Genomic DNA, 12662 nt, shown 5'->3' on the forward strand with positions numbered 1-12662 from the left:
CGAGGCGGGATGGCGCCTTTGCCCCGGGGCTGGCGGCCCCGGGTTCCGAGCGGGAGAGACGCAAGGCTGACGCATGTCCGGCCGCAGCGGGCTCGCTTCAGCGAGGGACCATGCGGCAAAACACGAGGAGAGAGCCTGTCCCGTCAAGTCCGGAGCGGAGTGGACGTCCGGACAATGCGTTGAAACAGGGAGGCAGGGCATTCCCGGGGAACCGGCGGTCGCCGGACAGGCTTCAGAGAAAGACCTCCTCGACAGGGCCGGGAGGACCGGCCTCCCACGCCTCCGCCATCTCGAGCACATCCTCGAGCGGTTCGTCGGGATGGGACGTGGTGCACAGAAAGCGGCCGGGGTCGCTGCCATCGCCGATGACGATCCCGTCCACCCGGTCTTCGACGCTGCGCGCATCCGGACCGACGATCGCCAGCAGCGAAACACCGTCGGCGAGGCAGCGTTCGACGAAACCCGGCAGGTCTGCTTCCTTTAAGATCGGACTGTGCAGGACGATGTTGCGCGCAAGGACCATGACGCACTCCGAATAATGCAGCCGCGGCTCCGGCGCGTCTCAGCGCATGGGAGGCGCGGGCCAGCCGGTATCTCGGCGTCGCGTCCCGGAGCCTCCCGGCACGGGTCTGCCGGGTGCGAATGGCGTTCCGGAGCCGCGCGCGCGGCGCGTCACCCGGCCCGGATCTTCGAGGCGCCGCCCCGTCTCAGCGGTCGCCTTCCCGCGGATGCAGCGCGATCTGGCGGGCGACGGAGAGCGACAGGGTCGTGCAGATCGCGCCGGAGAGCAGGTAGATGCCGGCGGCGGGCAGGCCGAACCAGCTCGACAGCAGGAGCGCCGTCAGCGGCGCGAAGCCGGCGCCGAACATCCAGGAGAGCGCCGAGACGAAGGCCGAGCCCGTGTAGCGGTTGCGCTGGTCGAAGAGCGAGGCGACCGCGCCCGAGGACTGGGCGAAGCTGAAGCCGAGGATGACGAAGCCGATCAGCACGTAGCCGCTCTCGCCGAGCCGGCCGGCGCCGAGCAGCGTCGGCGCGACGACGGCATAGACGCCGATCGCCCAGGCGCCCCAGACGAGGATCTTGCGCCGGCCGATGCGGTCGGACAGCCAGCCGGAAAACAGCATCGACAGCGTGCCGAGCGCCGCACCCAGCGCTTCCGTCATCAGGAAGGAGCCGAGCGTCACGTCGGTATAGAGGAAGATCCACGACAGCGGGAAGACCGTCACCATGTGGAACATGGCGAAGCTCGCCAGCGGCACGAAGATGCCGAGCAGCAGCGTGCGGCCGTCCTGCGCCACCGTGTCGCGGATGCGGCTCGGCTTCAGCTCGTTGGTTTCGAAGAGGTGGCGGAATTCCGGCGTGGCGATGATGCGCAGCCGCGCGAAGAGCGCCACGACATTAATGGCGAAGGCGACGAAGAACGGGTAGCGCCAGCCCCAGTCGAGGAAATCGGCCGCAGACAGGGTCGTCACCAGATAGGCGAAGAGGATGCTGGCGACCGCAAGGCCGATCGGCGCGCCGAGCTGCGGCACCATGGCGAAGAAGCCGCGCCTCTCCTTCGACGCGGTGATGGCGAGCAGCGGCGCGAGCCCGTCCCAGGCGCCGCCGAGCGCCAGGCCCTGGCCGATGCGAAGGCCCGCCAGGATCGCGATCGACCACCATCCGGCCGTCTCGTAGGAGGGCACGAGGCCCATCGCCACCGTCGAGGTGCCGAGCAGGAACAGGGCCAGCGTCAGCTTGGTGACGCGGCCGTAGCGCCGGTCGAAGGCCATGAACAGCGCCGTGCCGACGGGCCGCGCCACGAAGGCGAGCGCCACCAGCACGAAGGACCAAAGCGTGCCTTCCAGCGGATCGACGAAGGGGAAGATGCGCGCCGGGAAGACGATCACCGAGGCGATGGCGAAGACGAAGAAGTCGAAGAACTCCGAGGCGCGCCCGATGACGACGCCGACGGCGATGTCGGAGGGGGAGACGTGCTGGTCGTCGGCGTCGCGGGAGCTGCCGCCCGTATGTCCTGCGCCGGATGTATCGAGGATGTCCGCCATGGGGTATGATCGCTCCGCGAAACACGATGTCAAGGGCCGGCCGCGCGTCCGGGAACGGGGATGTTCCGGGCTGCGGCCGGGTGTCGCCGGACTGCATGCACCAGCGGGTGTCAATTTGACAGGCGACAAATTGTCGTATGTTGCGTCTGCTCAGTTTTCACTAGGTGCAACAGGGAAGCCAATCGCGGCAAAGCCCGGAACGGGCCAAGGTCGAGGTGCGTCATGCGCGAAAATCCGATTGGGAAAATTGCCATACTGCTGTTTTCCCTTCTCTTTCTGTCCGCCTGCAAGGCGGAGGTCCTGGCGCCGACCGGCGATGTTGCAGCGCAGCAACGCGATCTGCTCGTCCTGTCGACCCTTCTGATGCTGATCATCATCGTGCCGGTGATGCTGCTCGTCGTCTGGTTCTCCTGGCACTACCGGGCGTCGAACACGAAGGCCTCCTACAAGCCGAACTGGGACCATTCGACCAAGCTGGAACTGATCATCTGGGCGGTGCCGCTGATGATCGTCATCGCGCTCGGCGCGCTCACCTGGGTCGGCACGCACCTGCTCGATCCCTACCGGCCCCTCGGCCGCATCTCGGCGGAAAAGCCCCTGACGACGGAGGAGCCGCTGAAGGTCGAGGTCGTCGCGCTCGACTGGAAATGGCTGTTCATCTACCCGCAATACGGCGTCGCCGCCGTCAACGAGCTCGCCGTCCCGGTCGACCGGCCGGTGCAGTTCACGCTCACCTCCTCCTCGGTGATGAACGCCTTCTACATCCCGGCGATGGCCGGCATGATCTACGCCATGCCCGGCATGCAGACGACGCTCCACGGCGTCTTCAACGCGGAAGGCACCTATCAGGGGCTCGCCTCGCATTATTCCGGCTGGGGCTTTTCCGGCATGCGCTTCAAGGCGAAGGCGAGCGACGCCGCCGGCTTCGACGCCTGGGTCGCGGCGGCGCGCGCGGGCGGCCGCACGCTCGACCGCCCGGCCTATCTCGACCTCGAGCGGCCGAGCGAGAACGTGAAGCCCGAGACCTTCGCCGCCGTCGAGCCGCATCTCTTCTCCCGCGTCGTCAACATGTGCGTCGAGGAAGGCAAGATCTGCATGGCCGAGATGATGGCGCTCGACCGCGAGGGCGGCACCGGCCTTGCCGGCACGATGAACGTCTCGGCGCTGACCTATGACAAGGACGCCCGCCGCGGCACCCGCGCCCCCGTCCTCGGCTGGGAGCCGTTCCAGGTCACCGGCTTCTGCTCGATCGAGGAGGAGGAGCGCATGTTCGGCGTCAAGCCCGCCTGGAGCGAGGCGGTGCCCCGCGATCCGGCGCATCTGCGCGGCCACGGGCTCGTCCGGACCGGCGGCCTGATGGACGGCCTCTTCGACCGGCGCCGTCCCGAGGCGATCAGCCTTGCCGAGCCGGCCGATGCCGGCGCGTCGAACCTCTGACAGGAAGCGGCCATGGCCACGATAGACACCTCCACCACCCTTCTCCTCGGCCGGCTCAACTGGAGCGCCATCCCGACGGAACCCGTCGTGCTCGCCACCTTCGTCGTCGTCGCCATCGGCGGCGCGGCGCTTCTCGCCGGCCTTACCTATTACCGCCTCTGGGGATACCTCTGGAAGGAATGGTTCACCTCCGTCGATCACAAGAAGATCGGCATCATGTACATCATCCTGGCCCTCGTCATGCTGGTGCGCGGCTTTGCCGACGCGATCATGATGCGCATCCAGCAGGTCTGGGCCTTCAACGGCTCGGAAGGCTATCTCAACGCCCACCACTACGACCAGATCTTCACCGCCCATGGCGTGATCATGATCTTCTTCGTGGCGATGCCCTTCGTCACGGGTCTCATGAACTATGTCGTGCCCTTGCAGATCGGCGCGCGCGACGTCTCCTTCCCCTTCCTCAACAATTTCTCCTTCTGGATGACGGTCGGCGGCGCGGTGCTGGTCATGGCCTCGCTCTTCGTCGGCGAGTTCGCCCAGACCGGCTGGCTCGCCTTCCCGCCGCTGTCGGGCATCGGCTACAGTCCCTGGGTCGGGGTCGACTATTACATCTGGGGCCTGCAGGTGGCGGGCGTCGGCACGACGCTGTCGGGCATCAACCTGCTCGTGACCATCGTTAAGATGCGGGCGCCCGGCATGACGCTGATGCGCATGCCGATCTTCACCTGGACCTCGCTCTGCACCAACGTGCTGATCGTCGCCTCCTTCCCCGTCCTGACGATGACGCTGATCCTCCTGACGCTCGACCGCTATGTCGGCACCAACTTCTTCACCAACGACCTTGGTGGGAACGCGATGATGTACATAAACCTCATCTGGATCTGGGGCCATCCGGAGGTCTACATCCTGATCCTGCCGCTGTTCGGCGTCTTCTCGGAGGTCACCTCGACCTTTTCCGGAAAGCGCCTGTTCGGCTATTCCTCGATGGTCTACGCCACCGTCTGCATCACCATCTTGAGCTACCTCGTCTGGCTGCACCACTTCTTCACCATGGGTTCGGGCGCCTCGGTCAATGCCTTCTTCGGCATCACCACGATGATCATCTCGGTGCCGACGGGCGCGAAGATCTTCAACTGGCTGTTCACCATGTATCAGGGCCGGGTGCGCTTCGAGCTGCCGATGATGTGGACGGTCGCCTTCATGCTGACGTTTACCGTCGGAGGAATGACCGGCGTGCTGCTCGCCGTGCCGCCGGCCGACTTCGTCCTGCACAATTCGCTGTTCCTCGTTGCCCATTTCCACAACGTCATCATCGGCGGCGTGCTGTTCGGCTGCTTCGCCGCGATCGCCTATTGGTGGCCGAAGGCCTTCGGCTTCACGCTCGACGTCTTCTGGGGCAAGGTGTCGTTCTGGTTCTGGGTCACCGGCTTCTGGGCCGCCTTCATGCCGCTCTACGTGCTCGGCCTGATGGGCGTCACCCGGCGCATGCGCGTCTTCGACGATCCGGACCTGCGCATCTGGTTCGCGATCGCGGCGCTCGGCGCCGTCCTGATCGCGATCGGGATCGCCGCCTTCTTCGTCCAGATCGCCGTGTCGATCTGGCGGCGCAAGGAGAACCCGGACGTCAGCGGCGATCCCTGGGACGGCCGCACGCTGGAATGGGCGACGTCCTCGCCGCCGCCCGCCTACAATTTCGCCTTCACGCCCGTGGTGCACGGCATCGACGCCTGGACCGAGATGAAGGCGGTCGGGGCGAAGCGGCCGAAGGCCGCCTATCTCGCGATCCACATGCCGCGATATACCGGCGCCGGCGTCGTGCTCGCCGGGCTCGCCACCGTCTGCGGCTTCGCGCTCGTCTGGTACATCTGGTGGCTGGCGGCGCTTTCTTTCGCCGCCCTCGTCGCCGCGGCGATCGCCCACACCTTCAACTACGACCGCGACTATCACGTGCCGGTCGACGAAGTCGCGCGCGTCGAGGATGCGCGCGACCGCGACCTCGCACGGGCCGGAGCCTGACGCATCATGAGCGCATCGACCACGACCACCGAGCCGGGCGACGTCTCCTACTGGGAGACCGAGCCGCACCACCACGAGGACGGGGCCTCCACCAGCCTCGGCTTCTGGGTCTACCTGATGAGCGACTGCCTGATGTTCGCGGTGCTCTTCGCCGTCTTCGGCGTGCTCGGGCAGAACTATGCCGCCGGCCCCGGGCCGAAGGCGCTGTTCGACCTGACGCTGGTCGCCATCAACACCGGCTTCCTGCTCGTCTCCTCGATCACCTTCGGCTTCGCCATGCTCGCCATGCTGAAGGGCAACCGGGCGGGAACGCTCCTCTGGCTGGCGGTGACGCTCCTCTTCGGCCTCGCCTTCCTCTCGCTCGAACTCTACGAGTTCTACGAGCTGATCCACGAGGGCGCCGGGCCGCAGCGCTCCGGCTTCCTCTCCGCCTTCTTCGCGCTGGTCGGCACCCACGGCCTGCACGTCGCCTTCGGCTCGATCTGGCTGGTGACGCTGATGGTGCAGATCTCCAAGAAGGGGCTGATCGCCGCCAACCGGCGCCGGATGACCTGCCTCAGCATGTTCTGGCACTTCCTCGACGTCATCTGGATCGGCGTCTTCACCTTCGTCTATCTTCTGGGGATGATCTGATGTCGACCCATTCCATCGAGCCGCAGCCGCATCCGGAGGCCCATGACGGCCACGACCACGGCAGCTACCGCTCCTACCTCACCGGCTTCGTCCTGTCGGTGATCCTGACGGTCATCCCGTTCGCCATCGTCATGACCGGCGGCTTCGAGAGCCGGGCGGTGACGGCGCTGGTGGTGATCGGCTTCGCCGTGGTGCAGATCCTCGTCCACATGGTCTATTTCCTGCACATGAACAGCAAGTCCGACGAGGGCTGGACGATGCTGTCGATGATCTTCACCGTCATCGTCGTGGTCATCATGCTCGCCGGCTCGCTCTGGGTGATGTTCAACCTCAACGCCAACATGATGCCGCAGATGAACCACGGCGACGCGCCGGCGGCCGAGACGCAGGGCTTCGGTTCGTGAGCCCGGCCGGGACGGGGCGGTGCTTCCGGCGCCTCGTCCTCGTCCCCGGCCTCCTTCTCGTCGCGGTCTTCCTCGGCCTCGGCGTCTGGCAGGTGCAGCGCCTCGCCTGGAAGACGGCGCTGATCGCAAGGGTCGAGGCGGGGCTTGCCGCCGATCCGGTCGCAGCCCCCGGTCCCGCCGACTGGCCGGCGCTTCGCGCCGACAGCGACGAGTACCGGCGCATTTCCGTCACCGGCCGCTACCTGCCCGGCGCCGACGTGCTGGTGCAGGCGGTGACGCAGCGTGGGCCCGGCTTCTGGGTGATGACGCCCTTCGAGACGCAGGCGGGCTGGCGCCTCCTCGTCAATCGCGGCTTCGTGCCCGCCGATCGCCGGGCCGCCGAGGACCGGCCGCTGCCGGGGGGCGACAGGACCGTCGCCGGTCTCCTCAGGATGAGCCAGCCCGGCGGCGGCTTCCTCAGGCGCAACGATCCGGCGGGCGGGCGCTGGTTCTCGCGCGACACGGCGGCGATCGGCGCGACGCTTCGCCTCGGTCTGGCCGCGCCCTATTTCCTCGATGCCGAACGCGCGGGCGACGGCCTGCCGCTCGGCGGGCTCACCGTCGTCTCCTTCCGCAACAGCCACCTCTCCTACGCGCTGACCTGGTTCGCGCTCGCCGGCGGGCTCGCCGTCCTCCTTGTCCGCGTCAGGCGGGCGCCTGAAAGGGATCGATGAGGTCGAGGCCGCAGCCCTCGAAGTCCCGCGTGTTGCGGGTGACGAGGGAGAGCCCGTGAACGAGGGCGGTGGCGGCGATCAGCGCATCGGCCTCGTTCCTCCGGTCGGGCACGTGGAGGCGGGCGGCGCGGGTGGCGACAGCGTCGTCGACGGACAGGATGCGGCCCGAGAATTCCGGGCGCACATGCCCGTCGAGCCAGGCCCTGAGCCGGACCCCTTGCGCGGCATCGCGCCGCGCGACGCCGAGGATGCCGCGCTCCAGTTCCAGGATGGTGATGGCCGAAAGGTGGAAGAGGCCGGCGTCGCGCGCGCCGATCCAGGCGACGACGTTCGCATCGGCCCGCCCGTCGCCCGCCTTGCGCAGTTCCGAGACGATATTGGTGTCGAGGAGCCAGCTCACGACAGGTCGAGGTCTCGCGCGGCGATGACGGCCCGCGGCGGCGAAAGCTCGATCTCCGACAGGCCGGGCATCGCCAGCGCCTCGACGAGGCTGCGGCGCCCGCCCGTCAGCGCGCGGTAGGCCTCGTAGCTCATCAGGACGTGGGACGGCCGGCCGCGGTCGGTGATGATCACCGGCCCGTTCAGCGCGGCGCGCTTGGCGCTGCCGACGTCGTGGTTCAGCGCGCGGCTCGAAAGCGTGGTGACGGTCATGGCGCTCCTCATGCGGCAACGTTCCTACATATAATCCCGCAGCAGCGCTTTGCAAGGCGCGAGGCTTGAAGAAACAGGCCCAGGAATGGGCCGGCTCCGCCGTCCCGTCCTCTTGAAGTTTCGTATATTCGGATGAAGATGCAGACCGCGCGGGTCTTTCGCCCGGACGACATCAGGGGGGATCGATGGCCACGTTCAGCGGCGGTGCCGGCACGTTCAGAGGCGAAGGCAAGGTCTTCGAGTGGAGCGACGTCATCGTCGTCATCGAGAACGGCGCCATCGTCAATTATTTCACCCAGTTCGCCGACGACGTATTCACCAATGCCGGCACGGATGTGGAGATCGGCGGCTTCAACGTCCAGCTGACGCAGCTCGCCTTCAAGCATTTCGGCTATGCCGTCGGCGTCAAGGACCTGCTCGTCTCCGCGACGTCGCAGTTCCTGCAGGGCGCGCAGAATTTCACCATCTCGGGCAAGCTCACCAACAACGGTCTGACGACGATCGGCGCGATGACGACGCTGACCGGCGCCGTCGAGAACAACCACCTGATGACCGTCGGCGAGGTCTTCCTCAAGCTCAGGCCCGTCGGCGGCGATTTCACGCTCAGCGGCTCCGGCGACATGCGCCTGCGCGGCGGCTACCTCACCGGCGAGGGCGGACAAAGCTCGGTGACGGACTTCTTCGTTTCCGGCCGGATCAGCGGCCACGGTTCGATCGGCTCGGATTTCAACCTGGTGGCGTTTCCGCGCGACGCCGGCTATCTCCACATCGTCAACACCGCCGCCGGCACGATCGAGGCCGATGTCAGCGGCAGGACGCTGTCGATCTACACCGAACTCACGTCCAACAATCCCTTGGAAAATGCCGGCATGATGGCCGCGAGCAATGGCGGCACGCTTTCGATCAACGGCTATAACGGCCCCTTCGGCCCCTTGTCCTTCCATGTCGAGCAGACCGGGGCCGGCACGATCAAGGCCTTCAACGGCGCGTCGGTGGTGCTCAACAACGTCGTCGTCGAGGGCGGCACGCTGGACGGCCAGGGCACCGGCACGATCCAGGTCGAGGGCTTCTACACGCGGCTCGCCAATCTCGACATCTCGGCGACGGGCCGGGTCAATCTCGGCCGGTCCGTCGTGCTGGACGGGACGATCGAGAACCGCGGCAAGATCGTCCAGGACCAGTTCGACAGCACCAGCAGGATCGACAAGGACGGCGTGACGCTGACCGGCGGCGGCTCGCTGCAGCTGATGGACAATTACGGCGAGTCGAGCATCGTCGCCGAGGAGGCCGGCGCGACGCTCACCAATGCCGATCACCGCATCTTCGGCGCCGGCGTGATCAGCGGCGTCCATCTGATCAACCAGGGGCTGATCTCGGCGCGGCCGGACAGCTACACGCCCGATCCCGATCTGCTGCGCATCGACCAGGTCGCGAGCCTCAGGAACACGGGCATCCTGGAAGCCACCGGCACCAACACGACCCTCGGCCTCTACAGCATCGGCGGCGTCCTGGACAATGCCGGCGGCACCATCCGGGCGAACGGCGCCGGCACGGTCGTGGCGCTCGCCAACACCAGCATCGCCGGCGGCACGCTCAGCACCAGCAATGGCGGCGTGATCCGGGCCGCAAGCTTCAACGTGCAGCTTGCGGATTTCCAGACGAGCGCGACGACGCGGATCGATGCGAGCCAGATGGTGCTGAAGGGCGCCGTCGTCAATCGCGGCCTGATCTACGAGGATGACGGCGCCGGCATCCGGATCCATGCCGACGACGTGCTCTTGACCGGCGGCGGCACGGTCGTCCTCCTCGACAACTACAACACGGCGAGCATCACCGGACAGGCGCCGGGCGCGGTGCTGACCAATTTCAACAACACGATCCGCGGCGACGGCTTCATCGGCGGCGCCAACCTGACGCTCGCCAATTTCGGCCTAATCCACGCCGACGCCGACCCCTATGACGATGCCGATTCCCTCGTCATCGCCGATCTCGCCTCCTTCACCAATGTCGGCCGGCTGGAGGCGCGCAACGGCGCGACGCTGGAACTGCGCAACACCGCCGACGGCGGCATCCAGAACACCGGCGGCACGATCCGCGCCACGGGGACGGGGTCGGTCGTCGATCTCGCCGATGCGGTGATCAGGGGCGGAACGCTGCTGGCCGAGGCCGGCGGCCGCATCACGCTCGCCCGCGCCACCCTCGACGGCACGCTGGCGCAGGTCACGTCCAATGCCGACATGGATCTTGTCAACGGCCGGCACCTGATCCTCAAGGGCACGATCGTCAATTCCGGCGATGTCGGCTTCACCTACCGGTCGAGCCTGACGATCGGCGCGGACGTCACGCTGTCGGGCGGCGGCAGCTTCACCCTCAACGAGGGTTTCGAGGAAAGCGCGATCCGCGCCGCGGCGCCGGGCTACGTGCTCACCAATGTCGACCAGACCTTCGCCGGCGGCGCGGGCTCCTTCGGCGCCTGGTCCGGCCTGACATTCGTCAACGGCGTGGCCGGCGTCGTCACGGCCAACCAGGCCGGCAAGGTGCTGAGGGTGCAGACTGGCACGGTGATCGACAATTCAGGCGTGCTGATGGCCGATCGCGGCACGCTCGACATCGAGGACAACGTCACCGGCACCGGCCGGCTGGAGATCCGCAACGGCGGCACGCTGGTGGTCGACCAGGGCACGGACCAGCGCGTCGTCTTCGCCGGAAGCGCTGGCGGCGACACGCTGGCGCTGGTGCGGCGCGAGGCGGCGGCCGGCGGCTATGACTTCACCGTCTCCGGCATGGGGGTCGGCGACCGCATCCGCCTCGACGTCGGCGCTCCCGCCGGCGTGGAGGCGGAGTTCGGCTTCGCGACGACCGGCGACGGCGGCCTCCTCACCGCCGGCTTTTTCGGCGACGGCACCAACCCCTACGCCATCCGGCTGACGGGCCCGGTCTCGCAGGGGCAGTTCCGGCTGATCGGCGCCGCCGACGGCCTGTTCGGCTTCGAGCGCATGGCCTCGCGCAATGGCACCGAGGCGGGCGAAACGATGACGGCGCGCGCCGCCGGCGAGCGGCTGATCGGCTTTGGCGGCAATGACACGCTGGTCAGCGGCGCCGGCGACGACGTGCTCGACGGCTCGCTCGGCACCGACACGGCCGACTATGGCGGCGCCACCGGCGCCGTCACCGTGTCGCTCGACACCACGGCGGCGCAGGCCGTCGGCGGCGGGCGCGGCACCGACCGGCTCTATGCGATCGAGAACCTCTCCGGCTCCGGCTATTCCGACCGGCTGACCGGCAACGGGCTCGACAACGTCATCGACGGCAGGGGCGGCAACGACACGATGACCGGCCTTGGCGGCAATGACACCTATCTCGTGGCGCAGGCGCGCGACGCGGTGGTCGAGGCCGCCGGCGGCGGCCGCGACACGGTCATCGCCAGCGTCGGCTATGCGCTCGGCGCCGGCCAGGAGATCGAGGTGCTGCAGCTTGCGCCCGCGACCGGCACGGCGGCGCTCAACCTGACGGGCAACGAATTCGAGAACGCGCTGATCGGCAATGGCGGCGCGAACATCCTCGACGGGAAGGCCGGTGCGGACACGATGACCGGGCTTGCCGGCAACGACACCTATTTCGTCGACCACGCGTCGGACCGGGTGATCGAGGCGAAGGGCGGCGGCACCGACCTCGTCTATGCCTCCGTCAGCTACACGCTGGCGGCAAAGCAGGAGATCGAGGCGCTGCGGCTGCTCGCCTCGACCGGCACGGCGGCCTTGAACCTCACCGGCAACGAGTTCGCCAACGCGCTGACCGGCAATGGCGGCGCGAACATCCTCGACGGCAAGGCGGGGGCGGACACGATGACCGGGCTTGCCGGCAACGACACCTATTTCGTCGACCACGCGTCGGACCGGGTGATCGAGGCGAAGGGCGGCGGCACCGACCTCGTCTATGCCTCCGTCAGCTACACGCTGGCGGCAAAGCAGGAGATCGAGGCGCTGCGGCTGCTCGCCTCGACCGGCACGGCGGCCTTGAACCTCACCGGCAACGAGTTCGCCAACGCGCTGACCGGCAATGGCGGCGCGAACATCCTCGACGGCAAGGCGGGGGCGGACACGATGACCGGGCTTGCCGGCAACGACACCTATTTCGTCGACCACGCGTCGGACCGGGTGATCGAGGCGAAGGGCGGCGGCACCGACCTTGTCTACGCCTCAACCGGCTACACGCTGGCGGCAAACCAGGAAATCGAGGCGCTGCGGCTGCTCGCCTCGACCGGCACGACGGCCTTGAACCTCACCGGCAACGAGTTCGCCAATGCGCTGACCGGCAACAAGGGCGACAACATCCTCGACGGTAAGGCGGGCGCGGACACGATGACCGGGCTCGCCGGGCGCGACAGTTTCCAGTTCTCCACCGCGCTTTCCGGCGGCACCGTCGACACGATCACCGACTTCAGCCGCGTCGACGACACGATCCGGCTCAGCGCCGCGGTCTTCACCGGCCTCGATGCCGGCGCCCTCGCCGCCGCCGCCTTCAAGGACCTGTCGACCGGCGCGGTCGACGACAGCGACCGCATCCTCTACGATCGCGCAAGCGGCGCGCTCTTCTACGATGCCGACGGCAGCGGCGCGGGCCTTGCGGTGCGCTTCGCCACGCTCGCCAACAAGGCCGTGATCAACGAGGCCGATTTCCTCGTCTATTGACCGGCGCCGGGCCTTCCGGCGAGGATTGAGACATTGTCGCGCTCCGCCCTGTCCGGCCGGAGGGCCTTCCGG

The 12662-nt window shown here is 67.7% G+C and carries 10 protein-coding genes; 6 read left to right on the forward strand and 4 right to left on the reverse strand.

Annotation, left to right across the window (positions count from 1 at the left end; genetic code table 11):
- Nucleotides 1–232: 232 nt before the first annotated feature.
- Together ACEVQ6_RS15600 and ACEVQ6_RS15605 are read right to left on the reverse strand one after the other, a co-directional pair.
- A complete protein-coding gene (locus tag ACEVQ6_RS15600; protein WP_374889944.1) occupies nt 233–523 on the reverse strand; it encodes a hypothetical protein in 291 nt (96 codons plus the stop codon).
- A gap of 184 nt (nt 524–707) precedes the next feature.
- Nucleotides 708–2045 carry an MFS transporter gene (locus ACEVQ6_RS15605; RefSeq protein WP_374889945.1) on the reverse strand — a complete coding sequence of 446 codons (1338 nt, stop codon included), beginning with the start codon at nt 2043–2045 and terminating at the stop codon, nt 708–710.
- A gap of 222 nt (nt 2046–2267) precedes the next feature.
- On the opposite strand from ACEVQ6_RS15605, the gene cyoA reads away from it, so the two are divergent.
- Genes cyoA through ACEVQ6_RS15630 form a run of 5 tightly spaced genes read left to right on the forward strand, consistent with a single transcriptional unit; the run spans nt 2268 to nt 7248 of the window.
- Entirely contained in the window at nt 2268–3482 is a 1215-nt protein-coding gene (gene cyoA, locus ACEVQ6_RS15610; RefSeq protein ID WP_374889946.1) for a ubiquinol oxidase subunit II, read from the forward strand.
- Between the two features lie 12 nt (nt 3483–3494).
- Nucleotides 3495–5498 (forward strand): cytochrome o ubiquinol oxidase subunit I, encoded by a 2004-nt coding sequence (gene cyoB, locus ACEVQ6_RS15615; RefSeq protein WP_374889947.1) that lies wholly within the window; start codon nt 3495–3497, stop codon nt 5496–5498.
- Between the two features lie 6 nt (nt 5499–5504).
- The gene (gene cyoC, locus ACEVQ6_RS15620; RefSeq protein ID WP_374889948.1) at nt 5505–6131 is read left to right on the forward strand and encodes a cytochrome o ubiquinol oxidase subunit III; all 627 of its coding nucleotides are present in this window, start codon (nt 5505–5507) and stop codon (nt 6129–6131) included.
- Nucleotides 6131–6535: a cytochrome o ubiquinol oxidase subunit IV gene (locus ACEVQ6_RS15625; RefSeq protein ID WP_374889949.1), complete on the forward strand. Its 405-nt coding sequence runs from the start codon at nt 6131–6133 to the stop codon at nt 6533–6535. Before cyoC ends, ACEVQ6_RS15625 begins: the two co-directional genes overlap by 1 nt.
- The gene (locus tag ACEVQ6_RS15630; protein ID WP_374889950.1) at nt 6532–7248 is read left to right on the forward strand and encodes an SURF1 family protein; all 717 of its coding nucleotides are present in this window, start codon (nt 6532–6534) and stop codon (nt 7246–7248) included. Before ACEVQ6_RS15625 ends, ACEVQ6_RS15630 begins: the two co-directional genes overlap by 4 nt.
- Here ACEVQ6_RS15630 and ACEVQ6_RS15635 read toward each other — a convergent pair.
- Both ACEVQ6_RS15635 and ACEVQ6_RS15640 read right to left on the reverse strand, forming a co-directional pair.
- Nucleotides 7220–7648: a type II toxin-antitoxin system VapC family toxin gene (locus tag ACEVQ6_RS15635; RefSeq protein ID WP_374889951.1), complete on the reverse strand. Its 429-nt coding sequence runs from the start codon at nt 7646–7648 to the stop codon at nt 7220–7222. The two genes, ACEVQ6_RS15630 and ACEVQ6_RS15635, sit on opposite strands and share 29 nt — an antisense overlap.
- Entirely contained in the window at nt 7645–7899 is a 255-nt protein-coding gene (locus ACEVQ6_RS15640; protein ID WP_374889978.1) for a type II toxin-antitoxin system prevent-host-death family antitoxin, read from the reverse strand. Before ACEVQ6_RS15640 ends, ACEVQ6_RS15635 begins: the two co-directional genes overlap by 4 nt.
- 185 nt (nt 7900–8084) lie before the next feature.
- On the opposite strand from ACEVQ6_RS15640, the gene ACEVQ6_RS15645 reads away from it, so the two are divergent.
- On the forward strand, nt 8085–12590 hold the full coding sequence (locus ACEVQ6_RS15645; protein WP_374889952.1) for a beta strand repeat-containing protein: 4506 nt from the start codon (nt 8085–8087) through the stop codon (nt 12588–12590).
- The last annotated feature ends 72 nt before the right edge of the window (nt 12591–12662 follow it).

The sequence above is a fragment of the Ensifer soli genome (assembly GCF_041928815.1).
In the GTDB taxonomy this organism is placed as follows: Bacteria; Pseudomonadota; Alphaproteobacteria; order Rhizobiales; family Rhizobiaceae; genus JBHFEI01.